The following is a 22106-nucleotide window of genomic DNA, read 5'->3' as shown; positions in this document are numbered from 1 at the left end:
ATTTGCCGTGCAAGCTTTATCCAGCACGGTCCAACGGACGTGCAGGGGGATCCGGGATTACACCCGTTGAATGGCTTCCGGCGGCTCATGGGGGAACCGCCGGAAGCAATCCACCTCAGCCCTCGTCAGGGTCCGAGCGCTTGGCCCTGGTTTGCTCGGCGCGGCGAAGCAGTTCGCCACCGTCCGGATAAAGCACTTCTTCCAGCACCAATGGGTGCGGCGGGGCCAGCTTGGTCTTCGAATCGCGGACCTTTGCCAGCATCCGGTCCCGCAGCCATTCCGCCGGATGCTCGCCGGTGCCGACCATCAGCGAAGCTCCGATCAGGGAACGGACCATGTTGTGGCAGAACGCGTCGGCTTGCACCGCCGCGACCACCACGCCGTCGGCATCGCGCTTGAATTCAAACTTCTGCAGTTCCCGGATGGTGGTGGCGCCTTCGCGCGGCTTGCAGAAGGCCAGGAAGTCGCCGATGCCTAGGAGTTTGGCGGCGGCCTCGTTCAGCAGGTCGACACCGAGAGCCTTTTTGTGCCAGAGCGTGGTGTTGCGGGAGAGCGGATCCCAGAGCTCCGCGTCGTCAGCAATCCGGTAGCTGTAGCGGCGCCACAAGGCCGAGAACCGGGCGTCAAAGCCTGCCGGGGCAATGACCGCCCGCCTGACCTCGATAGCCCCGGCGAGGTCCCGGTAGGGCACCGGTGCGCCCACGCGGCCGCCCAGCACCTTGGCCAGCACGCCGCGCAGCCTCCGTACCAGAGCGAGACCGGGGTCTATCTCCTGGCCGCGGGCGAGTCCGTGCCACTCCCCTGCTGTCAGGTCGAAATGCACCACCTGCCCACGGGCGTGTACGCCGGCGTCGGTGCGGCCGGCGACGGTGAGACGGACCGGCCGGCGGATCATCGTCTCGAGCGCTTCCTCAATGGCCCCCTGGACGGTCAGCCTACCCGGCTGCACTGCCCACCCGCTGAACGGGCCGCCGTCGTACGCCACATCCATCCGGACGCGCAAAAGATCGCCGCCCCGGTCAGGGACGGCGGAGGTCTTCACATGCATGGATTCAATGCTACCGGGAGCCACCCGCAGTAGCCGGAAACTGCCGGGCGACCAGATGAGTGGCAGGCAGCCGTCGCACCGCGCCCCCAAGCCGAGCACCGCCGTCGTTATTCACAAACTCCGGGGTACACAGAAGCCCGCCGCTCCCCGAGGGGAACGGCGGGCTTCAAACCGTGAAGGTGAAGAACTACTTCTTCTCTTCGGTGGCTTCCTCAGCGGACTCGGCCGACGGAGCGGACTCCCCGGAATCAGCCGATTCGGCGGAATCGCCGGACTGAGCCGACTCGGGCGACTCAGCGGACTCGGCCGAAGCGGTCTCTTCCTCGACCGGAGCCGGGGCGGCCTTGGCGGTGGCCTTCTCGGCCTCGTTCACCACGGCCTGCTTCGGGGAAACCGGCTCCAGCACCAGTTCGATGACGGCCATGGGGGCGTTGTCGCCCTTGCGGTTGCCGATCTTGGTGATGCGGGTGTAGCCGCCGTCGCGGTTGGACATGACCGGAGCGATGTCGGTGAACAGCTCGTGGACGATGCCCTTGTTGCTGATTACGGCCAGCACGCGGCGGCGCGAGGACAGGTCTCCACGCTTGGCGAAGGTGATCAGGCGCTCTGCGAACGGGCGCAGACGCTTGGCCTTGGTGACCGTGGTGGTGATCCGCTTGTGCTCGAAGAGCGCGGCGGACAGGTTAGCGAGCATCAGGCGCTCGTGGGCAGGACCGCCTCCGAGGCGCGGACCCTTAGTGGGGGTAGGCATTATGTTTTCTCCTCAATGGTGCCGCTGTGCGCTCCCGAGCGCCAAGGCGGCAGAATTCTTGCGATTTAGAGTTCGTCCTCGAAGGTTTCGTCCTCGTCGATGGCTGCAGCGCGGGCAGCCAGATCGAACCCAGGAGGCGAATCCTTCAGCGACAGACCCAGTTCCACCAGCTTTGCCTTGACCTCGTCGATGGACTTGGCACCGAAGTTGCGGATGTCCATCAGGTCGGCCTCGGAGCGGGCAACGAGTTCACCCACGGAGTGGATGCCCTCACGCTTAAGGCAGTTGTAGGAACGGACCGTCAGCTCCAGGTCCTCGATCGGCAGGGCCATGTCGGCAGCCAGGGCGGCGTCCGTGGGGCTCGGGCCAATCTCGATGCCTTCGGCGGCGGTGTTCAGCTCGCGGGCCAGGCCGAACAGTTCAACCAAGGTGGTTCCGGCGGAGGCGACGGCGTCGCGCGGTGCAATGGAGTCCTTGGTTTCGACGTCGACAATCAGGCGGTCGAAGTCGGTGCGCTGCTCAACACGGGTTGCCTCAACCTTGAAGGTCACCTTCAGCACCGGCGAGTAGATGGAGTCAACCGGGATGCGGCCGATCTCCTGGTCGCCGGACTTGTTCTGGGCTGCCGACACGTAGCCACGGCCGCGTTCGATGGTCAGTTCGAGTTCGAACTTGCCCTTCTCGTTCAGCGTGGCGATGTGCAGGTCCGGGTTGTGGAATTCCACGCCGGCCGGCGGAGCAATGTCTGCTGCGGTGACGACGCCGGGTCCCTGCTTGCGCAGGTAGGCAACCACGGGCTCGTCGTGCTCGGAGGAGACGGCCAGGTTCTTGATGTTCAGGATGATCTCGGTGACATCTTCCTTCACACCCGGCACGGTGGTGAACTCATGCAGCACGCCGTCGATGCGGATGCTGGTTACGGCAGCACCCGGGATCGAGGACAGCAGCGTGCGGCGGAGAGAGTTTCCGAGGGTGTAGCCAAAGCCCGGCTCCAACGGTTCGATGACGAACCGGGACCGGTTATCGGCCACTACTTCTTCAGTAAGGGTGGGGCGCTGTGCAATGAGCACTTAGTTTCCTTTCAGCGAGCATCCGCTATATGACGCAGCACGAATTGGTGGAAATGGGCGGCTGGTCAGCCTCCAGCATGGAACTTTCGGCCGCCGACAGGATCTCCCGCAAACGTGGGAGGACTCTGTGCGGCGGCCAAAAGTATCCTTGGGCTGATTAGACGCGGCGGCGCTTCGGCGGACGGCATCCGTTGTGAGCGCTGGGGGTGACGTCCTGGATGGAGCCAACCTCGAGGCCAGCGGCCTGCAGCGAACGGATGGCGGTCTCGCGTCCCGACCCCGGGCCCTTCACGAAGACGTCGACCTTCTTCAGGCCGTGCTCCTGGGCACGCTTGGCAGCCGATTCGGCAGCCATCTGCGCGGCGAACGGAGTGGACTTGCGGGAGCCCTTGAAGCCAACCTCGCCGGCCGAGGCCCACGAGATGACGGCACCGGTCGGGTCCGTGATGGACACGATGGTGTTGTTGAAGGTGCTCTTGATGTGCGCCTGGCCCAGCGCGATGTTCTTTTTGTCCTTGCGACGCGGCTTGCGGACCGCTCCACGAGTCTTGGGGGGCATTTCTTCTCCTACAAAGTTGGTTGGTAGCTAGCTGACCGGCTGGAAATTAGCGGGTCTTCTTCTTACCGGCGACGGTACGCTTCGGGCCCTTGCGGGTACGGGCGTTGGTCTTGGTGCGCTGTCCGCGGACGGGCAGGCCGCGGCGGTGGCGGATGCCTTCGTAGCTGCCGATTTCAACCTTGCGGCGGATGTCGGCTGCAACTTCGCGGCGGAGGTCGCCTTCAACCTTGTAGTTGCCCTCGATGAAGTCACGCAGCTGAACGAGCTCAGCGTCGGTGAGGTCCTTGACGCGGGTGTCCGGGCTGATGCCGGTCTCCGCGATAACCTGCTCTGCACGGGTCTTGCCCACGCCGTAGATGTAAGTCAGGGCGATAATTACCCGCTTTTCGCGGGGAATATCTACGCCAGCGAGACGAGCCATATTGGCGGTTCTCCTTGTTGTATCCGGAGGTCTGAAGCAGCACATCCCCGAATACCTCGGGTCCCCGGCCTCCGTGCCGGGGGTATGCAGGTTGCCCTGCTGCGCTGCCTTTATTGAGTTACTACGCGTGGGCGTGCGGCCCCTGCTAAAGCAGGAGTCTTAGCCCTGGCGCTGCTTGTGGCGCGGGTTCTCGCAGATCACAATGACGTTGCCCTTGCGACGAATCACCTGGCACTTGTCACAAATCCGCTTGACGCTCGGCTGGACCTTCATGGTTTTCCTTTGCGTTGTTAGCTGATGCTGTTGTAACTACTTACGTTCCCCGCAGTTGCCCGCGGCATAAGTCTTTACTTGTAGCGGTAGACGATACGGCCCCGTGAGAGGTCGTACGGGCTGAGTTCCACCACAACGCGGTCCTCTGGGAGGATCCTGATGTAGTGCTGACGCATCTTTCCTGAGATATGAGCCAGCACAACGTGCCCGTTGGTCAGCTCAACGCGGAACATCGCATTGGGCAGAGCCTCCTGCACAGTGCCTTCAATCTCAATGACACCGTCTTTCTTAGCCATATCCTCCGCTAACGTCAGTAACCATCGCTGACGCGGTGGCTAGTTGTTGGGTTTTGCTTGCCGCTACACCCCACTGACGCCGTACGAATCCAAACGGCTTTCGCGGGCGCCATGCACCCGAAGATGGGCATGAAAGTAGAGACAACCAACAGACAACTGTACTCCGGATGCGGGATAAAGTTAAATCCGGATAACGGCGGGGCAGCTCCCCGCGATGGCTGCGCGCAACGTCCCCGTGAGCTGCCGCGGCACGCTTCCTCAGTCCGGGTAGGGGTACTTTTCCAGTACGACGCCGGAGCCCTCCACCCGTTCGGCGCTCACCACCGCGTCCCTGATGGCAGCGGTGACCGCCTCCGCGGCGAGCACGTGCAGTTCCGCCCGTGGATCCATCGGACCTTCCTGGACCAACCGCTGCTGCCCGGTGGCCAGGGTGAAGACCACATCCCCGTCCATCAGCGTGTGCGACGGGCTGAGCGCCCGGGCCAGCCCGGCGTGCGCGGCGGACGCGGTCCTTTTGGCTTGGGCCGGGTCCAGCACCGCGTTGGTCGCCACCACACAAAGCGTGGTGTTCAGCGGGGCACCCTCCCCCCGCCGCCCGGGCACATCCGCCCCCTCCGGTGGTCGACCAGGGCGCGCAGCGCCCGTGTGGAGACCCTCCGCTCCACTCCCTGCACCGTGGAACGGCATGCCTGCGGCGTTCACCACCGCCAGCGCGCCCACCACCACGCCCTCGTTCGCGCCGCTCATCCGCAGCGAGGCGGTCCCCACTCCCCCTTTGTACTGCTGGAAGCCCAGGGATGCCCCGGTGCCGGCGCCGACGTTGCCGCGCTGCACCGCGCCGAAGTCTTGCATCGCGCCCGCGGAGGCAGCGGCGTCGTACCCCATCTGCTCATCGGGGCGGGCTGTGATGTCTCCGCCCCGGCCCAGGTCATAGATGGCTGCCGCCGGGACAATCGGCACCACTGCGTTCGCCGTGCGGTAGCCGAGTCCTTGTTCCTCCAGCCAGCGCTGTGCCCCGTGCGCGGCGATCAGCCCGAAGGCGCTGCCGCCGGCGAGCACCACCGCGTCCACGGTCGGCACCAGGGTGGTGGGGTCCAGCGCGTCGGTTTCGTGCGTGGCCGGCCCTCCGCCGCGCACGTCCACGGCGCCCACGCTGCCAGGCGGCGGCAACACCACGGTGACGCCGGTGAGCCAGCCGTCGCCGGTCTTCTGGACCTGGCCCACGCGGATGCCGGGCACATCGGTGATGGAAGAAGCCATGGCCTCATCCTCGCCCGGCAGAAGCGGCGGAGCAAGGATGGGGCCATTCAGTGTGTTGGCCCGGCGGCCTGCGGTCCGTGGACGACGCCTTCAGCCGGGGAGGTGAAGGCTCAGGGTATGTTCCGTTGCTGCCGCCGGCGGCGCCGGAGCCAGGCGGCCACACCGATCCCGGCGACGGCGGCGGTCAGCACGCCGATGATTCCGGCCAGGACAATGCCCAGCCCACTCGGCTCGGTACCGGCCGCAGCGCCGGAGACAAGGGCGAAGCCGGCGTTCACTGCCGGGAGCAGAATGGTTGCGAAGAGCACCACAACGACCACCACCAGCACCACTGCTTTCCCATCGATGCGCTTCGGATTCCGGCTCATGCAGTCTCTCCTCTGGTTCTTCCCGATACATCCCGTACTGTCGGCCGGAGGGCCGCGGGTGTCAGCCGGCGCCGAGCGCCGTCAGGCCCTGGTGTCCAACATCAAGGCAGGCGCCCACGAACAGTATGACGACGTAGGCGCTGACCGGCACCAGCAGCGCCCATTCGCGCACGGAGCCGGCATTTCCCAACAGCGGCAGGGCGAAGTAGCCGTTCCGCCGCCAGATGGTGTTCAGCAGCGGGACCCGGCGCCAGACCTTGGGCGGCTTGATCCGCAGCGGCCAGAGCAGGTTCACTCCCCCGGTGGTCAGCATGTCTCCGAGCACGTGCATGACCACGCCGATGCCCATGGCCAGCGGGAACCAGTTCTGCTGCTCCGGGGCGTACACGGCGATAAACGCGGCTACCGACAGGCCCACGGCCCACGGAATCTTCTGCAGCCCGTCGGGCAGGAACTTGAGGGCCTTGGCCGCGAAGGCCACCAGCAGCACGCACAATATGCCCGCGCCCGGATAGACGGTGCCGAACCATTCGGTCTCGACGGTCCAGAGCCCGGCGACCCACGCCGTGGCCACGAAAGCGGCCAATCCGATCAGCGAATGTGTGCCCCTGCGGTGCCCGCCGGCCAGCGCCCCCACGCCGGCGCAGACGGAATTGGAGAGCGGCGGCAGCGAGTGCGCGATGGTGGCGTTGTGATGGTCAGCGTCCGGCACCAGCGCGGCGCCGGCGGTCACCATGGCCCCGGTGATCAGGCCCAGCGGCCCGACATCCAGCAGCCCCCAGCCCAAGGTGAGGCTCTGCGCGCCCCAGCCCATCGGCGTCGTGATGGCATCCAGCGGCACGTGCACCTGGCTGGTGAGGGCGATCCAGGCGGCGGCGCCGGAGAGGGCGTGGTGGGATCCCATCATGGTGCGGGACGTCCTTTCGGGGATGGTCATTAAACGCCCGAAGGCCGGTCCGGCTGGACGATCTATCCAGCAGGACCGGCCTTCGGGCGATGAAGTCGGGCCGGGGCGGCCGGCAGCTAGTCCAGCGGCACCGGGGTAACCCCCAACGGAGTCAGCCTCGCCGCTCCCCCGTCTTCGGCCGTCAGAACCCAGATGCCGCCGTCGTGCACGGCCACGGTGTGCTCCCACTGGCAGGAACGGGAGCCGTCCGTGGTCACCACGGTCCAGTCGTCGTCCAGCACCTTGGTCTCGATGTCCCCCCGGACCAGCATCGGTTCGATGGCCAGGCACAGCCCGGGGCGGATCTTCGCCCCGCGGTGGTTGGTCCGGTAGTTCAGCACATCCGGAGCCTGGTGCATGGCGGTGCCGATGCCGTGGCCCACGTAGTCCTCCAGGATGCCCAGCGGCTTGCCGGGGACCGAGGAGACGTAGTCGTCGATGGCGTTGCCGATGTCGCCCACGCGGTGGCCGTTGGCCAGGGCGGCAATACCCCGCCACATGGCTTCCTCGGTGACATCGGAGAGCCGCTGGTCTTCCGGATCGGCGGTGCCCACGATTACCCCGCGTGCGGAGTCGCCGTGCCAGCCGTCCACGCTGCAGCCGCCGTCCACCGAGATGATGTCTCCGTCCTGGAGCACCTTGCCGCCGGGGATGCCGTGGACCACTTCCTCATTGACGGAAACGCAGACCGTGGCCGGGAAGCCGTGATAGCCCTTGAAGTTGCTCTTGGCGCCGGCTTCGTCCAGCACCGCTTCGAAGGCCGCGTCCACGTCCGCGGTGGTAGCGCCGGGAACGGCGGCGGCAACCGCAGCGTCTAGCGCGCGGCTGACCACCAAACCGGCGGTACGCATTTTGCGGATCTGGTCGTTGGTCTTGTATTCGATGCTGGGCTGGCGGAACGCCATGGGCTGTCTCTAACTCTCTCGGGCTGTCAGGCCGTGACGGACTTGAGCGCGGTCATGATGCGCTCGGTAACCTCGTCGATGTCGCCGATGCCGTCGACGGTGGCCACAATGCCGCGCTCCGCGTAGCGGTTGACGACGACGGCGGTTTCCTCGTGGTAAAGGGCGAGCCGGCGGCGGATCACAGCCTCGTTGTCGTCGCTGCGGCCTTCCTGCTCGGCGCGGCCGAGCAGGCGCTTGACCAGTTCCTCGTCGTCGGCGGTCAGCTGCAGGACGATGTCCAGCTGCGTGTCGGCCTCGGCCAGGATGTTGTCCAGTTCGTCCACCTGACCGCTGGTGCGGGGGTAGCCGTCCAGCAGGAAGCCGTCGGCGGCGTCGGGCTGCTTCAACCGGTCGCGCACCATGTTGTTGGTGACGCTGTCCGGCACGAACTCGCCCTTGTCGATGTACTTCTTGGCTTCGACGCCGAGCGGCGTCTCTTCCTTGACGTTGGCGCGGAAGATGTCTCCGGTGGAGATCGCGACGATGCCCAACCGGTCGGAGATGCGGGAGGCCTGGGTGCCCTTGCCGGATCCGGGCGGGCCGATAATGAGCATTTGAGTCATCGCAGGAGTCCTTCGTAGTGGCGTTGCTGTAGTTGTGCGTTGATTTGTTTGACGGTCTCCAGTCCCACACCAACCATGATGAGGATCGAGACGCCGCCGAACGGGAAGTTCTGGTTCGCGTTGATGAGCACCAGTGCAATCAGCGGGATCAGCGAGATGATGCCCAGGTACAGGGCACCGGGCAGCGTGATCCTGGCCAGCACGTACTGCAGGTACTCCGCGGTCGGGCGGCCGGCCCGGATGCCCGGGATGAAGCCGCCGTACTTCTTCATGTTCTCCGCGACTTCCTCCGGGTTGAAGGTGATGGCCACGTAGAAGTAGGTGAAGAAGACGATCAGGGAGAAGTAGACCGCCATGTAGAACGGCGAGTCCCCGCTGACCAGGTAGGTGTTGATCCAGTTGACCCACTCCGGCGGCGCGGTGGTGCCGTCGGTCGGCGTATTGAACTGCGCGATCAGCGACGGCAGGTACAGCATCGACGACGCGAAGATCACCGGGATCACGCCGGCCATGTTGACCTTGATCGGGATGTAGGTGCTGGTGCCGCCGACGGTGCGGCGTCCCACCATGCGCTTGGCATACTGCACCGGGATGCGGCGCTGCGACTGTTCCACGAAGACCACGGCGGCCACGGTCAGCAGGCCGACCAGCAGCACGCCGAGGAAGACGTTCACGCCCTGGGTGTTCCAGATCTCGCCCAGCGAGCTCGGGAACCCGGCGGCGATCGAGATGAAGATCAGCAAGGACATGCCGTTGCCGACACCCTTCTCGGTGATCAGCTCGCCCATCCACATGATCAGGCCGGTGCCCGCGGTCAGCGTCAGGATGATCAGGCTGATCACCACGAGGTTGTCTTCGGGGATGATCGGGACCGGGCAGTTGCCCAGCAGGGCGCCGGTCCGCGCCAGCGACACCAGCGTCGTGGCGTTGAGCAGGCCCAGGGCGATGGTCAGGTAACGGGTGTACTGCGTCAGCTTGGACTGACCCTGCGGGCCTTCCTGGTGCAGTTCCTGGAACCGCGGGATCACCACGCGCAGCAGCTGCACGATGATGCTGGCGGTGATGTACGGCATGATGCCGAGGGCGAAGATGGACACCTGCAGCAGCGCGCCGCCGCTGAACAGATTGACGAACTGATACAGCCCGCCGCTGGTGTTGCCCAGCGCCAGACACTGCTGCACGTTGCCGTAGTCCACACCCGGAGCCGGGATGAATACGCCCACGCGGTAGACCGTCATGATCCCCAGCGTGAACAGCAACTTGCGCCGCAGGTCCGGCGTCCGGAATGCCCGGCCAATTGCGCTAAGCAAGCGTCCTCCCAAAAAGTTTCTGATGCCGCTGCGCGGCAAGTCACAAGATCCGAGTCTAACGGCTCGGCCCGTTCGCATTAAACGGATTAAGAATACGTCGTCTGCCTTTAAAGCGGCTGAACTCGTGGCGACCGGCGTAAACCGGCCACCACGAGTTCAGTCAGGGGCTGCTAATAGATTGCACCCGGAACGGGCTGCTAGAGCGCCGTCACGGTGCCGCCAGCGGCGGCAATCTTCTCAGCGGCACTGGCGGAGAAGGCGTCAACCTTCACATCGACCTTGACGGTGATGTCGCCGGTGCCCAGGACCTTCACGGGCTGGTTCTTGCGAACGGCACCCTTGGCCACCAGGGCCTCTACGGTCACGTCGCCGCCCTCGGGGAACAGCTCATTGAGCTTGTCCAGGTTCACAACCTGGAATTCCACCTTGAACGGGTTCTTGAAGCCGCGCAGCTTCGGCAGGCGCATGTGCAGCGGCAACTGGCCGCCGGCAAAGCCAGCCTTGACCTGGTAACGGGCCTTTGTACCCTTGGTACCGCGACCGGCGGTCTTACCCTTGGAGCCTTCACCACGACCAACACGGGTCTTGGCGGTCTTGGCACCGGGGGCAGGACGCAGGTGGTGGACCTTGAGAGTCTTGTTCTCTTCTGCCATCTTTACTTCGCCTCCTCAACCTTCACCAGGTGAGAAACAGTGTTGACCATGCCGACGGTCACTGCATCGGCGCTACGGACAACGGTGTGTCCGATGCGCTTCAGGCCCAGTGAACGCAGCGTGTCGCGCTGGTTCTGCTTGCCGCCAATGACGGACTTGATCTGCGTGATTTCCAACTGTGCATCCGACGGAGTCAGATTCTTGGGAGTGGTCATTACGCACCTGCCTTCTGCATGTTGCGCAGCAGGATCGCCGGAGCAACCTCATCCAGCGGCAAGCCACGGCGGGCTGCCACGGAGCGGGGCTCCTCCAGGCGACGCAGCGCGTCGACGGTAGCGTGCACGATGTTGATCGCGTTGGAGGAACCAAGCGACTTGGAGAGCACATCGTGGATGCCGGCGCACTCGAGTACGGCGCGGACCGGACCACCGGCGATCACACCGGTACCGGCAGCAGCCGGACGCAGCATAACAACGCCTGCAGCGGCTTCGCCCTGCACCTGGTGCGGAACGGTGCCGGCGATGATCGGCACGCGGAAGAAGGACTTCTTGGCCTCTTCCACGCCCTTGGCGATCGCTGCCGGGACTTCCTTGGCCTTGCCGTAGCCCACGCCGACCATGCCGTTGCCGTCGCCGACAACTACCAGAGCCGTGAAGCTAAAGCGGCGGCCGCCCTTGACGACCTTGGACACGCGGTTGATGGTGACGACGCGCTCAAGGAACTTGTCCTTCTCGGCATCGCGTGCGTTGTCGCGGCCACGTCCGCGGCCACCACGGTCGCCGCCGCCGCTACGTTCGCCACGACGTCCGCCGCGGCGGTCGTCCTGGCCGGAAGCAGCGGTGGTCTCAGCGGATCCCGCGGCAGCGGTCTCAGTTGCTTCAGTCACCTGAGTTTCCTTTTCGTTGTTCTCAGCGGTCACAGTGCCAGCCCACCTTCACGTGCGCCGTCGGCAACCGCTGCGATGCGGCCGTGGTACCGGTTGCCACCGCGGTCGAAGACCACGGCCTCAACACCGGCAGCCTTGGCACGCTCGGCCACGAGCTCGCCGACGCGCTTTGCCTTGGCGGACTTGTCGCCGTCGAGGGCCCGCAGATCGGCTTCCATGGTGGAAGCCGAAGCCACGGTGATGCCCTTGCTGTCATCGACAACCTGGACAAAGATGTGGCGTGCGGAACGGTTGACCACCAGGCGCGGACGGACCGCGGTACCGGTGATGCGCTTGCGGACGCGCAGGTGGCGGCGGCCGCGTGCTGCGGACTTGGACTTCGAGGTCCGCTTCTTATTAATGCTGATCGCCATGGTTTACTTACCAGCCTTTCCGACCTTGCGGCGGATTTGCTCGCCGGCGTAGCGAACGCCCTTGCCCTTGTAGGGGTCGGGCTTACGCAGCTTGCGGATGTTGGCAGCAACTTCGCCGACCTGCTGCTTGTTGATGCCGGAGACGGAGAGCTTGGTGGGGCCCTCCACGGCGAAGGTGATGCCGTCGGGGGCATTCACGATAACCGGGTGGCTGAAGCCCAGCGCGAACTCGAGGTTCGAGCCCTTGGCCTGCACGCGGTAACCGGTGCCGACGATCTCGAGGTCCTTCTTGTAGCCCTCGGTCACGCCAACGATCATGTTGTTGATCAGCGTGCGGGTCAGGCCGTGCAGGGACCGGGATTCGCGCTCGTCGTTCGGGCGGGCAACGGTGAGGGTGCTCTCTTCCAGGGAAACCGTGATGGGCGAAGCCAGAGTGTGGCTCAGCTCGCCCTTGGCGCCCTTGACGGAGACGACGTTGCCGTCGACCTTGACCTCAACGCCGGCGGGAACGGTGATGGGGAGACGTCCAATACGTGACATTTAATCTCTTCCTTTCCGTTACCAGACGTAAGCGAGGACTTCGCCGCCCACGCCCTTCTTGCCGGCCTGACGATCAGTCATCAGTCCGGAAGAGGTGGACAGGATTGCGATGCCCAGGCCACCGAGCACGTGCGGCAGGTTGGTGGACTTCGCGTAAACGCGCAGACCGGGCTTGGAGATGCGGCGGATGCCGGCGATGGAACGCTCGCGGTTCGGACCGAACTTGAGTTCCAGGGTCAGCTTCTTGCCGACCTCGGCCTCTTCTTCCTTCCAACCGGCGATGTAGCCCTCGGCCTTCAGGATGTCGGCGACGCGAGCCTTGAGCTTGCTGTACGGCATCGACACCGTGTCGTGGTAAGCCGAGTTGGCGTTGCGCAGACGCGTGAGCATGTCTGCGACAGGATCTGTCATAGTCATTGTGGGCTCTTGCCCTTCCTCGTAACGGTTTCCTCGCTCCGGACAGCGCTGGGCGCCGGGGCGGGACCTTTCACGTAGCTAGATTAATCTTCGGTCTTGAACGGGAAACCAAGCGCCTTCAACAGCGCACGGCCCTCGTCATCGGTCTTGGCGGTGGTCACTACGGTGATGTCCATGCCGCGCACGCGGTCGATCTTGTCCTGATCGATCTCGTGGAACATCGACTGCTCGGTCAGACCGAAGGTGTAGTTACCGTTTCCGTCGAACTGCTTGCCGTTGAGGCCGCGGAAGTCGCGGATACGGGGCAGAGCCAGCGAAACCAGGCGGTCCACGAATTCCCACATGCGGTCGCCGCGCAGCGTCGCGTGGGCGCCGATCGGCATGCCTTCGCGCAGCTTGAACTGGGCGATGGACTTGCGGGCCTTGGTGACCTGCGGCTTCTGGCCGGTGACCTGGGTCAGGTCGCGGACGGCGCCGTCAATGAGCTTGGAGTCCTTGGCGGCATCTCCCACACCCATGTTGACAACGACCTTGACCAGGCGCGGAACCTGGTTCACGTTCTCGTACTTGAACTCGTCCCGCAGAGCCTGCTTGATCTCGCCGGCGTAGCGAGTCTTCAGACGGGGAACGATCTTGGTGACAGTCTCAGTCATTAGAGGTCCTTCCCGGAGGCCTTGGACACGCGGATGCGCACAGTGCGCTCACGGCCATCACGCTCGACGGTTTCGGTGCGGTAGCCAACCCGGGTCGGCTTCTTGGTCTCGGGATCGACGATCGCCACGTTCGAGATGTGGATCGGCGCCTCAACGGTCTCGATGCCACCGGTCTTCGTGCCGCGTTCCGACTGTCCGGCCTTGGTGTGCTTGGTGACGCGGTTGACGCCTTCAACCAGCACACGGTTGGTCTCCGTGAACACCTTCAGGACCTTGCCCTGCTTGCCGCGGTCGCCGCCGCGCTCAGCCTTGGCACCGGTGATGACCTGAACCAGGTCACCCTTCTTGATCTTGTACTTAGCCATGGACTACAGCACCTCCGGAGCCAGCGAAATGATCTTCATGAACTTCTTGTCGCGAAGCTCACGGCCGACCGGACCGAAGATACGGGTGCCGCGGGGATCGCCGTCGTTCTTGAGGATCACGGCTGCGTTCTCATCGAACTTGATGTAGGAACCGTCCGCGCGGCGGCGTTCCTTCTTGGTGCGAACGATGACAGCCTTGACGATGTCACCCTTCTTGACGTTGCCGCCCGGAATTGCGTCCTTGACGGTGGCAACAATGGTGTCGCCAATGCCTGCGTAGCGACGGCCGGATCCACCGAGAACGCGGATGGTCAAGATTTCCTTGGCACCCGTGTTGTCGGCGACCTTCAGTCGCGACTCCTGCTGAATCACTTATTACTCCTGTCGTCGCGCTGGTTCTCATAGCTGAGCCTTGCGGAACGGATATGGGTAGCCCGCACCGTAACTCCCCCTGGCCACACATGTGTGCGGTCCGAAGGCGGTTGCGGGAATTTGCCTATTCTGTCCATGCGGAAGGATGGATGGTCTTTCCAAACGGCACAGGCAAGATTACTAGTTTATGACCAAGACACCCCGGACGTGAAATCACGGCCAGGGGCTTGAACTTTTCAAAGGGTCCGGGGCCAAAACTTCAGCAACCGCGTTCCCCCTCAAACCCTTCCGACTGCTCCGGCGAACCGGGATCCATGGTGCCGGAAGGGAAACTTAAAGGGTGCGGGGCCCGCCCGCTCTGCAGGCGGGCCCCGCGCAGGACCTGAGTCCTACTTGGCCTTTTCGATGATCTCGACCAGGCGCCACCGCTTGGTGGCGGACAGCGGCCGGGTCTCGGCGATCAGAACCAGGTCGCCGATGCCGGCGGAGTTCTGCTCGTCGTGGGCCTTGCGCTTCTCGGTCCGGCGAATCACCTTGCCGTACAGCGCGTGCTTCACGCGGTCCTCAACCTCGACCACGATGGTCTTGTCCATCTTGTCCGAGACGACGTAGCCGCGGGCGGTCTTACGGTAACCGCGAGCCTGAGTGGCTTCTTCCACAGTTGCATCCTTGTTCGTGTTTTCGCTCACTTGGCCTCATCCTCCGAAGCGGGGGCTGCGGTCTCGGCGGTGTCGGCTTCTGCAGCCTTTTCAGACTTCTTAGCCTTCTTGGCCTTCTTCTCCTCGGCCGGGGCTTCAGCTGAAACCTCAACCTCGGGGCGAATGCCCAGCTCGCGCTCGCGCAGCACAGTGTAGATGCGTGCGATGTCGCGCTTGACTGCCTTCAGGCGGCCATGGTTTTCCAGCTGACCGGTGGCGGACTGGAAACGGAGGTTGAACAGCTCCTCCTTGGCCTTGCGCAGCTCCTCTGCGAGACGGTCCTTATCGAATGTCTCGAGCTGATCGGTTGCCAGTTCCTTTGAACCAACTGCCATTTCTATTCACCACCTTCGCGACGCACAATGCGTGCCTTCAACGGCAGCTTGTGGATCGCCAGGCGCAGTGCCTCGCGAGCTACCTCTTCATTGACACCGGAGAGTTCGAACAGAACCCGACCCGGCTTGACGTTTGCGACCCACCATTCCGGCGAGCCCTTACCGGAACCCATACGGGTTTCGGCGGGCTTCTTGGTCAGCGGGCGGTCCGGATAAATGTTGATCCAGACCTTGCCGCCACGCTTGATGTGGCGGGTCATCGCAATACGGGCCGCTTCAATCTGGCGGTTGGTGACGTATGCCGGCGTCAGAGCCTGGATACCCCACTCGCCGAAGCTGACCTCGGTGCCGCCGGTAGCAGCGCCGGAACGACCCGGGTGGTGCTGCTTGCGGAACTTAACTCGACGTGGGATAAGCATTTAAGCTTCTCCTCCTTCTGCCGCGGGCGCTGCTGCCTCAGCGGCAGGGGCCTCGGCCTTGGCTGCGCCCTCGCCTGCGGCGGGAGCGGCAGGACGGTCATTACGACGACGGCGCTCGCCACCGGCGGCGGGACGGCCCGGACGGTCGCCACGGCCGCGCGAGGACGGAGCGGCAGCCTGCTGGGCAGCCAGTTCCTTCGCGGTCACGTCGCCCTTGTAGATCCAGACCTTGACGCCGATGCGGCCGAACGTGGTCTTGGCCTCGAAGAAGCCGTAGTCGATGTTCGCACGCAGGGTGTGCAGGGGCACACGTCCTTCGCGGTAGAACTCCGAACGGCTCATTTCAGCGCCGCCGAGGCGACCGGAGCACTGGACACGGATGCCCTTGGCGCCGGCGCGGGTGGCGGACTGCATGGCCTTCTTCATGGCGCGGCGGAAAGCCACGCGCGAGGTCAGCTGCTCGGCGATGCCCTGGGCAACCAGCTGAGCTTCGATCTCCGGGTTCTTGACCTCGAGAATGTTCAGCTGCACCTGCTTACCGGTGAGCTTCTCCAGCTCGCCGCGGATGCGGTCTGCTTCGGCGCCGCGGCGGCCAATGACAATGCCGGGGCGTGCGGTGTGAATGTCCACACGAACACGGTCACGGGTACGCTCGATCTCAACCTTCGCGATGCCCGCGCGGTCCATGCCCGTGGACATCAGCTGGCGGATCTTCACGTCCTCGCGGACGAAGTCCTTGTAGCGCTGGCCGGCCTTGTTGCTGTCAGCGAACCAGTGGGAGACATGGTCGGTGGTGATACCGAGTCGGAATCCGTGCGGGTTTACTTTCTGTCCCACTTACTGGTCCTCCTCTTTCTCCGGGGTAGCGACAACAACCGTGATGTGGCTGGTCCGCTTATTGATGCGGTAGGCACGCCCCTGGGCGCGCGGCTGGAACCGCTTCATAGTGGGGCCTTCATCGACGAATGCTTCGCTGATGTAGAGGTCGCTCTCGTCAAAGGCGACGCCGTCACGGTCCGCGAGAACGCGGGCGTTGGCGACGGCCGACGCGAGTACCTTGCTGACCGGCTCCGAAGCTGCCTGGGGGGCAAACTTCAAGATTGCCAGAGCCTCATTCGCCTGCTTGCCACGAACAAGGTTGACGACGCGCCGGGCCTTCATAGGCGTCACGCGGATATGGCGCGCAATAGCCTTGGCTTCCATTGCTTTCCTTCTCTCGTCTTCTGCCGTAAGAGCAGCGCCTAGCGGCGCTTGCCCTTGCGGTCGTCCTTCACATGGCCGCGGAAAGTCCGCGTCGGGGCGAATTCGCCGAGCTTGTGCCCGACCATCGACTCAGTGACAAACACCGGGATGTGCTTGCGTCCGTCGTGTACGGCGATCGTGTGCCCGAGCATGTCGGGGACGATCATCGAACGGCGGGACCACGTCTTGATGACGTTCTTGGTGCCCTTTTCGTTCTCTGCAGCTACCTTCACGAAGAGGTGCTGATCGACGAAGGGGCCTTTCTTCAGGCTGCGTGGCATGTTCCCAGGCTCCTATCGCTTGTTCTTGCCAGTACGACGGCGACGCACAATCAGGCGGTCGCTTTCCTTGTTCGGGCGGCGGGTGCGGCCCTCGGGCTTGCCGTTCGGGTTGACCGGGTGACGGCCACCGGAGGTCTTGCCCTCGCCACCACCGTGCGGGTGGTCGACCGGGTTCATGGCTACACCGCGGACGGTCGGGCGGACGCCCTTCCAGCGCATGCGGCCGGCCTTGCCCCAGTTGATGTTGGACTGCTCGGCGTTGCCGACCTCGCCGACGGTTGCGCGGCAGCGCACGTCAACGTTGCGGATTTCGCCGGAGGGCAGACGGAGCTGGCCGTACTTGCCTTCCTTGGCTACCAGCTGCACGGAGGCACCGGCGGAGCGGGCCATCTTGGCACCGCCGCCCGGACGCAGCTCCACAGCGTGGATCACAGTACCGACGGGGATATTGCGCAGCGGCAGGTTGTTGCCCGGCTTGATGTCGGCGCTGGCGCCGGCTTCAACGGTGTCTCCCTGCTTCAGCTTGGCCGGAGCCAGGATGTAGCGCTTGGTGCCATCAACGTAGTGCAGGAGAGCGATCCGCGCGGTGCGGTTCGGGTCATACTCGATGTGAGCGACCTTGGCGGGCACGCCGTCCTTGTCGTGGCGACGGAAGTCGATCAGACGGTACTGGCGCTTGTGTCCGCCGCCCTTGTGGCGGGTGGTGATCTTACCGGAGTTGTTACGGCCGCCGGACTTGGTCAGCGGACGCAGCAACGACTTTTCCGGTGTCGACCGCGTGATTTCGGCAAAGTCGGCTACGCTCGAGCCGCGACGGCCCGGTGTAGTCGGCTTGTATTTACGGATTCCCATAGTTCAATTCCTCGTTAAAGTGGTCTCCGCTTAAGAAAGCGGACCGCCGAAGATGTCAATTGTGCCTTCCTTCAGGGTGACAATGGCGCGCTTGGTGTCCTTGCGCTGTCCCCATCCGAACTTGGTCCGCTTGCGCTTACCGGCACGGTTGATGGTGTTGATCGAGTCGACCTTGACGGAGAAAATCTTCTCCACGGCCAGCTTGATCTCGGTCTTGTTAGAGCGCGGGTCGACGAAGAAGGTGTACTTACCTTCGTCGATCAGGCCGTAGCTCTTCTCCGAAACGACGGGAGCAATGATCACGTCGCGGGGATCTTTTGTGGTGGTCGCGCTCACTTGGCGTCCTCCTTGGCAGTTGCGTTAGCTGCAGTCTTGGCTGCGACGAATGCCTCGTAGGCGGCCTGGGTGAAGACCACGTCGTCGGAAACCAGCACGTCGTAGGTGTTCAGCTGATCCACGTAGATGGTGTGAACACCCTCGATGTTGCGCAGGCTCAGGGCCGCCACATCGTTGGCGCGCTCGATGGCTACGAGCAGGTTCTTGCGGTCGGTGATGGAGCGCAGGGTCTCGGTAACAGCCTTGGTGGACGGCTTGTCGCCGGCAACCAGTGCGTCCACAACGTGGATGCGGCCGTTGCGTGCCCGGTCAGACAGGGCGCCGCGCAGGGCAGCAGCCTTCATCTTCTTGGGGGTGCGCTGGCTGTAGTCGCGCGGGGTCGGGCCGTGCACCACGCCGCCGCCGGTCATGTGCGGAGCGCGGATCGAACCCTGGCGGGCGCGGCCGGTGCCCTTCTGCTTGAACGGCTTGCGGCCGGCACCGGAAACCTCGGCGCGGGTCTTGGTCTTGTGGGTTCCCTGACGGGCAGCAGCGAGCTGTGCGACGACGACCTGGTGCAGCAGCGGCACGTTGGTCTGGACGTCGAAGATCTCTGCAGGCAGGTCAACCTTGAGCGTTTTAGCCATTGAACTAGGCTCCCTTCACAGCGGAACGGACGAGAACGACCGAGCCGCGGGCACCGGGAACGGCACCCTTGATCAAGAGCAGCGAGTTCTCGGTGTCCACAGCATGAACGGTCAGGTTCAGCGTGGTGTGGCGGACGGCACCCATGCGGCCGGCCATGCGCAGGCCCTTGAAAACGCGGCCCGGAGTGGACGCGCCACCGATGGAACCGGGCTTGCGGTGGTTCTTGTGTGCACCGTGCGAGGCGCCCACGCCGGAGAAGCCGTGACGCTTCATGACACCGGCGAAGCCCTTACCCTTGCTGGTTCCGACGACGTCGACCTTCTGGCCGGTCTCGAACAGCTCAACGGAGAGTTCCTGACCCAGCTCGTAGGAGTCGGCATCGGCGGTGCGCAGCTCGACCACGTGGCGGCGCGGGGTAACCCCGGCCTTCTCGAAGTGGCCGGCCAGCGGCTTGGTCACCTTGCGCGGGTCGATCTGGCCGAAGCCGATCTGGACGGCGGTGTAGCCGTCGACGTCCGCAGAGCGCAGCTGGGTGATGACGTTGGAGTCAGCCTTGACGACGGTCACCGGGATCAGACGGTTGTCCTCGTCCCAGACCTGGGTCATGCCGAGCTTGGTGCCCAGCAGGCCTTTTACTTGGCGTGTAGTGGTAGACATATGAATCCGCACTCCCCTACAGCTTGATTTCGATGTTCACGTCCGCCGGCAGGTCGAGCCGCATCAGCGAGTCGACGGCCTTCGGCGTGGGATCGATAATGTCGATCAGCCGTTTGTGGGTGCGCATTTCAAAGTGCTCCCGGCTGTCCTTGTACTTGTGCGGCGACCGGATAACGCAGTACACGTTCTTCTCGGTGGGCAGCGGCACGGGGCCGACTACCGTTGCGCCTGCACGCGTGACCGTCTCAACGATCTTCCGTGCTGAAACATCAATGACCTCATGGTCATATGACTTCAGACGGATGCGGATTTTCTGTCCCGCCATGGCGTCTCCGCTCTCTTTCTCAGTGCTGCTCTGTGGACTTTCTTCCTGTGCGCCCCACTGGCCGGATCTCCCCGCGCCTGGCGCTCCTCCAACAGACTGAATCCGGATGAATCCGGGTTCCTCACCCTGCTGAGGCTCCGACCCCCGCGGTCGGGCGTGTCGCGAACATTCTGCGCACTCCGCCCGCTCAAAATGGAGGGTGGGTTATATTTGGGCTTTCAAGACTGTGGAGCCTGACCCTGCCCCGGGCATTATCCCGGGCGGGACACAGCTTCGCACATAGACATGCAAAAGCGCTTGAACAACTCGTCTAGTGTGGCAGACTTTGGCCGCGATTGCGAATCGGCACCCGCGGCACCGGGCCCCGGCCGTTGGCGCGCAGCGGCTCTGGCGCGCGCCGGCCGGCGGTGCCATGCTGGTGCCTACCCGGCCCGCCGGGTCCCTGCCTGCGGGGTCGGGAGTTGTGGTTATAAGGAGGATAGGCGCGAATGGCATTGGGCACCGATCATCTGGCGGCCCTGCTACCGCCCGACTTTACCCTGGGTGTAGCCACCGCGGCGTTCCAGATCGAGGGCGCGGCGGCCGAAGACGGCCGCGGGCCCTCCGGCTGGGACGTCTTCACCCACGAGCCGGGCCGGGTGGCCGGCGGCGCCACGGCGGATACCGCCTGCGACCACTACCACCGGATGCCGCAGGACGTGGCGCTGCTCGCCGAGCTGGGCGTGGACTCGTACCGGTTTTCGTTGTCCTGGCCCCGGATCCAGCCCGGCGGCAAGGGGCCGGTCAACCAGAAGGGCATCGACTTCTATGACCGGCTGCTGGACGAGTTGCTGGCACGGGGCATTTCCCCGATGTGCACGCTGTACCACTGGGACACCCCGCTGCCGCTGGAGCAGGCCGGCGGCTGGCTGAACCGGGATACCGCCTACCGGCTGGCCGACTTCGCCGCCATCGCCGCCGAGCGGTTCGGCGACCGGGTGGACCGCTGGGTGACCATCAACGAGCCGACCACCGTCACCCTCAACGGCTACGGCTTGGGCGTCCACGCGCCCGGCCAGGCCGGGCTGTTCGATGCCCTTCCCGCGGCGCACCATCTGATCCTCGCGCACGGGCTCAGCCTCTCGGCCCTGCGGGCCGGCGGCATCGCGGGAGAGGCCGGGATCACCAACGTCTACTCCCCCGTGATCGGGGCGAAGCACGGACTCGCACACGATGTGCTGGTGGAACTCTTCGATGTGCTGCACAACAGGATGTTCTCCGATCCGGTGCTGCTGGGCCGCTACCCCAGCTTCAGTCCGGTGCTCAAACCCTTCCTGCAGTACCTGCGGGAAATCCCGGACAAAGATCTGGCGGTGATGGGCCAGCCGCTGGATTTCTACGGACTGAACTACTACTTCCCCACCCGGATTGGCCTCGGCCCGGGCCCGTCAACCGGGCCGGACGCGGTCCCCGACGGGCTGCCCGAGCCGCTCATGCAGCAGGGCGCGGACCTGCCGTTCCATCTGGCCGGCTGGCCCGGCTATGCGCGGACCGAGTTCGGCTGGCCGGTGGCGCCGGACTACCTGGCCGTGGCACTGGCCCAGATGGCGGAGCGTTATCCGGACCTGCCGCCGGTCTACATCACCGAAGGCGGTGCGAGCTTCAAGGACGTGGTGGTCCCGGATGCGCTCACCAACGCACCGTCCGTGGCCGACGTCCGGCGGATCGACTATTTGGCCCGGCATCTCGAGTCCGCCCTGACCGCCACCGCACCCGGAGGACCCGCCGCAGGCATCGACCTGCGCGGCTACTACGTCTGGACTTTGATGGACAACTTCGAATGGGCCGCCGGGTACAGCCAGCGGTTCGGGCTGGTCTACGTGGATTTCGCCACCCAGCAGCGAATCCGCAAGTCCTCATTCCATTGGCTGAAGGAGCTCATCGCGCGCCGCCCTCGCGATGCCGGGGCTCAAACCGCCGCAGTCCGGGCGCACGCCGTCTCGGCCGACAGCTCGCCCGGGGAAGGCACAGAGCCGCAGGCCTGACACGCTACTGTTTGCCGCCGTTCGCACGCCGGATGCGGCGGACACGGTCCAGTTCATGACGGAAATACCGCCTGCCCCAGAAAACTGCCCCGATCACAGCGGCGATCAGGCCTATGATGATCCACACGATGAGCCATTCCATGGTCCGATCCTAGTGGCCGGAGTACAAATTTCGTGCTGTTCCACAGGTTCCACGGGCGGC

35 protein-coding genes are annotated in these 22106 nt (G+C 64.6%); 1 reads left to right on the top strand and 34 read right to left on the bottom strand.

The window, feature by feature from the left end; all coding sequences use genetic code 11:
* Window positions 1-115 precede the first annotated feature (115 nt).
* The 33 genes from ACWF5H_RS16760 to rpsJ form a co-directional block, all read right to left on the bottom strand.
* On the bottom strand, window positions 116-1048 hold the full coding sequence (locus ACWF5H_RS16760; RefSeq protein ID WP_452038215.1) for a tRNA pseudouridine synthase A: 933 nt from the start codon (window positions 1046-1048) through the stop codon (window positions 116-118).
* A gap of 187 nt (window positions 1049-1235) precedes the next feature.
* Entirely contained in the window at window positions 1236-1799 is a 564-nt protein-coding gene (gene rplQ, locus ACWF5H_RS16755) for a 50S ribosomal protein L17 (RefSeq protein ID WP_452038213.1), read from the bottom strand.
* A gap of 65 nt (window positions 1800-1864) precedes the next feature.
* The gene (locus ACWF5H_RS16750; protein WP_127511086.1) at window positions 1865-2869 is read right to left on the bottom strand and encodes a DNA-directed RNA polymerase subunit alpha; all 1005 of its coding nucleotides are present in this window, start codon (window positions 2867-2869) and stop codon (window positions 1865-1867) included.
* Window positions 2870-3026: 157 nt separating this feature from the next.
* On the bottom strand, window positions 3027-3428 hold the full coding sequence (gene rpsK, locus ACWF5H_RS16745; protein WP_005267760.1) for a 30S ribosomal protein S11: 402 nt from the start codon (window positions 3426-3428) through the stop codon (window positions 3027-3029).
* A 46-nt stretch (window positions 3429-3474) separates the two neighbouring features.
* A complete protein-coding gene (rpsM, locus tag ACWF5H_RS16740) occupies window positions 3475-3849 on the bottom strand; it encodes a 30S ribosomal protein S13 (RefSeq protein WP_127511084.1) in 375 nt (124 codons plus the stop codon).
* A 159-nt stretch (window positions 3850-4008) separates the two neighbouring features.
* Window positions 4009-4122, bottom strand: a complete 114-nt coding sequence (gene rpmJ / locus ACWF5H_RS16735; RefSeq protein WP_005267758.1) for a 50S ribosomal protein L36 — start codon at window positions 4120-4122, stop codon at window positions 4009-4011.
* A gap of 74 nt (window positions 4123-4196) precedes the next feature.
* Window positions 4197-4418: a translation initiation factor IF-1 gene (gene infA, locus ACWF5H_RS16730; RefSeq protein ID WP_005267757.1), complete on the bottom strand. Its 222-nt coding sequence runs from the start codon at window positions 4416-4418 to the stop codon at window positions 4197-4199.
* A gap of 258 nt (window positions 4419-4676) precedes the next feature.
* Entirely contained in the window at window positions 4677-5678 is a 1002-nt protein-coding gene (locus tag ACWF5H_RS16725; RefSeq protein ID WP_452038211.1) for a P1 family peptidase, read from the bottom strand.
* A gap of 110 nt (window positions 5679-5788) precedes the next feature.
* Window positions 5789-6046 carry a hypothetical protein gene (locus ACWF5H_RS16720; RefSeq protein WP_452038209.1) on the bottom strand — a complete coding sequence of 86 codons (258 nt, stop codon included), beginning with the start codon at window positions 6044-6046 and terminating at the stop codon, window positions 5789-5791.
* 61 nt (window positions 6047-6107) lie between these two features.
* Entirely contained in the window at window positions 6108-6983 is an 876-nt protein-coding gene (locus ACWF5H_RS16715) for a metal-dependent hydrolase (RefSeq protein ID WP_452038207.1), read from the bottom strand.
* A gap of 86 nt (window positions 6984-7069) precedes the next feature.
* Entirely contained in the window at window positions 7070-7897 is an 828-nt protein-coding gene (gene map, locus ACWF5H_RS16710) for a type I methionyl aminopeptidase (protein WP_452038205.1), read from the bottom strand.
* A gap of 26 nt (window positions 7898-7923) precedes the next feature.
* On the bottom strand, window positions 7924-8499 hold the full coding sequence (locus tag ACWF5H_RS16705) for an adenylate kinase (protein ID WP_452038204.1): 576 nt from the start codon (window positions 8497-8499) through the stop codon (window positions 7924-7926).
* On the bottom strand, window positions 8496-9809 hold the full coding sequence (gene secY / locus ACWF5H_RS16700; protein WP_452038203.1) for a preprotein translocase subunit SecY: 1314 nt from the start codon (window positions 9807-9809) through the stop codon (window positions 8496-8498). Before secY ends, ACWF5H_RS16705 begins: the two co-directional genes overlap by 4 nt.
* Window positions 9810-10006: 197 nt before the next feature.
* On the bottom strand, window positions 10007-10462 hold the full coding sequence (gene rplO, locus ACWF5H_RS16695) for a 50S ribosomal protein L15 (RefSeq protein WP_127511077.1): 456 nt from the start codon (window positions 10460-10462) through the stop codon (window positions 10007-10009).
* A gap of 2 nt (window positions 10463-10464) precedes the next feature.
* The gene (gene rpmD / locus ACWF5H_RS16690; RefSeq protein WP_127511076.1) at window positions 10465-10677 is read right to left on the bottom strand and encodes a 50S ribosomal protein L30; all 213 of its coding nucleotides are present in this window, start codon (window positions 10675-10677) and stop codon (window positions 10465-10467) included.
* Window positions 10677-11381 carry a 30S ribosomal protein S5 gene (rpsE, locus tag ACWF5H_RS16685; RefSeq protein ID WP_364644276.1) on the bottom strand — a complete coding sequence of 235 codons (705 nt, stop codon included), beginning with the start codon at window positions 11379-11381 and terminating at the stop codon, window positions 10677-10679. The genes rpmD and rpsE overlap by 1 nt, the downstream gene beginning before the upstream one ends.
* Window positions 11378-11761 carry a 50S ribosomal protein L18 gene (gene rplR / locus ACWF5H_RS16680; protein ID WP_127511074.1) on the bottom strand — a complete coding sequence of 128 codons (384 nt, stop codon included), beginning with the start codon at window positions 11759-11761 and terminating at the stop codon, window positions 11378-11380. Before rplR ends, rpsE begins: the two co-directional genes overlap by 4 nt.
* 3 nt (window positions 11762-11764) lie before the next feature.
* Entirely contained in the window at window positions 11765-12301 is a 537-nt protein-coding gene (rplF, locus tag ACWF5H_RS16675; RefSeq protein ID WP_364644273.1) for a 50S ribosomal protein L6, read from the bottom strand.
* A gap of 18 nt (window positions 12302-12319) precedes the next feature.
* On the bottom strand, window positions 12320-12718 hold the full coding sequence (gene rpsH / locus ACWF5H_RS16670) for a 30S ribosomal protein S8 (protein WP_364644270.1): 399 nt from the start codon (window positions 12716-12718) through the stop codon (window positions 12320-12322).
* An 83-nt stretch (window positions 12719-12801) separates the two neighbouring features.
* On the bottom strand, window positions 12802-13371 hold the full coding sequence (gene rplE, locus ACWF5H_RS16665; protein WP_452038201.1) for a 50S ribosomal protein L5: 570 nt from the start codon (window positions 13369-13371) through the stop codon (window positions 12802-12804).
* The gene (gene rplX / locus ACWF5H_RS16660) at window positions 13371-13736 is read right to left on the bottom strand and encodes a 50S ribosomal protein L24 (RefSeq protein ID WP_136784915.1); all 366 of its coding nucleotides are present in this window, start codon (window positions 13734-13736) and stop codon (window positions 13371-13373) included. The genes rplE and rplX overlap by 1 nt, the downstream gene beginning before the upstream one ends.
* Before the next feature lie 3 nt (window positions 13737-13739).
* Window positions 13740-14108: a 50S ribosomal protein L14 gene (gene rplN, locus ACWF5H_RS16655; protein ID WP_127511069.1), complete on the bottom strand. Its 369-nt coding sequence runs from the start codon at window positions 14106-14108 to the stop codon at window positions 13740-13742.
* A gap of 389 nt (window positions 14109-14497) precedes the next feature.
* A complete protein-coding gene (gene rpsQ / locus ACWF5H_RS16650) occupies window positions 14498-14797 on the bottom strand; it encodes a 30S ribosomal protein S17 (protein ID WP_127511068.1) in 300 nt (99 codons plus the stop codon).
* Window positions 14794-15141 (bottom strand): 50S ribosomal protein L29, encoded by a 348-nt coding sequence (gene rpmC, locus ACWF5H_RS16645; protein ID WP_364644264.1) that lies wholly within the window; start codon window positions 15139-15141, stop codon window positions 14794-14796. The genes rpsQ and rpmC overlap by 4 nt, the downstream gene beginning before the upstream one ends.
* Window positions 15142-15143: 2 nt before the next feature.
* On the bottom strand, window positions 15144-15560 hold the full coding sequence (rplP, locus tag ACWF5H_RS16640) for a 50S ribosomal protein L16 (RefSeq protein WP_127511066.1): 417 nt from the start codon (window positions 15558-15560) through the stop codon (window positions 15144-15146).
* Window positions 15561-16397, bottom strand: coding sequence for a 30S ribosomal protein S3 (gene rpsC / locus ACWF5H_RS16635; RefSeq protein WP_364644262.1), 837 nt, complete (start codon window positions 16395-16397; stop codon window positions 15561-15563).
* Complete coding sequence (gene rplV, locus ACWF5H_RS16630) at window positions 16398-16763, bottom strand: 50S ribosomal protein L22 (RefSeq protein ID WP_452038199.1); 366 nt, start codon at window positions 16761-16763, stop codon at window positions 16398-16400.
* Window positions 16764-16801: 38 nt separating this feature from the next.
* Window positions 16802-17083: a 30S ribosomal protein S19 gene (gene rpsS, locus ACWF5H_RS16625; RefSeq protein ID WP_074701289.1), complete on the bottom strand. Its 282-nt coding sequence runs from the start codon at window positions 17081-17083 to the stop codon at window positions 16802-16804.
* A gap of 12 nt (window positions 17084-17095) precedes the next feature.
* Window positions 17096-17935, bottom strand: coding sequence for a 50S ribosomal protein L2 (gene rplB, locus ACWF5H_RS16620; protein ID WP_127511064.1), 840 nt, complete (start codon window positions 17933-17935; stop codon window positions 17096-17098).
* Between the two features lie 30 nt (window positions 17936-17965).
* On the bottom strand, window positions 17966-18271 hold the full coding sequence (gene rplW / locus ACWF5H_RS16615) for a 50S ribosomal protein L23 (protein WP_127511063.1): 306 nt from the start codon (window positions 18269-18271) through the stop codon (window positions 17966-17968).
* Window positions 18268-18897 carry a 50S ribosomal protein L4 gene (gene rplD / locus ACWF5H_RS16610; RefSeq protein WP_364644257.1) on the bottom strand — a complete coding sequence of 210 codons (630 nt, stop codon included), beginning with the start codon at window positions 18895-18897 and terminating at the stop codon, window positions 18268-18270. Before rplD ends, rplW begins: the two co-directional genes overlap by 4 nt.
* 4 nt (window positions 18898-18901) lie before the next feature.
* A complete protein-coding gene (gene rplC, locus ACWF5H_RS16605) occupies window positions 18902-19555 on the bottom strand; it encodes a 50S ribosomal protein L3 (RefSeq protein WP_364644255.1) in 654 nt (217 codons plus the stop codon).
* A 16-nt stretch (window positions 19556-19571) separates the two neighbouring features.
* On the bottom strand, window positions 19572-19880 hold the full coding sequence (gene rpsJ, locus ACWF5H_RS16600; protein WP_003803825.1) for a 30S ribosomal protein S10: 309 nt from the start codon (window positions 19878-19880) through the stop codon (window positions 19572-19574).
* Window positions 19881-20368: 488 nt separating this feature from the next.
* Here rpsJ and ACWF5H_RS16595 point away from each other — a divergent pair, with 488 nt between their 5' ends.
* Window positions 20369-21904 (top strand): GH1 family beta-glucosidase, encoded by a 1536-nt coding sequence (locus tag ACWF5H_RS16595; RefSeq protein ID WP_452038197.1) that lies wholly within the window; start codon window positions 20369-20371, stop codon window positions 21902-21904.
* A gap of 4 nt (window positions 21905-21908) precedes the next feature.
* Here the strand turns inward: ACWF5H_RS16595 and ACWF5H_RS16590 are convergent, their stop codons facing one another.
* A complete protein-coding gene (locus tag ACWF5H_RS16590; RefSeq protein WP_364644251.1) occupies window positions 21909-22046 on the bottom strand; it encodes a hypothetical protein in 138 nt (45 codons plus the stop codon).
* Between the last annotated feature and the right edge of the window lie 60 nt (window positions 22047-22106).

Source organism: Arthrobacter sp. NPDC055138 (assembly GCF_053607305.1).
The sequence above is the reverse complement of the archived record's forward strand: the minus strand, read 5'-3'. Positions and strand labels throughout refer to the sequence as shown.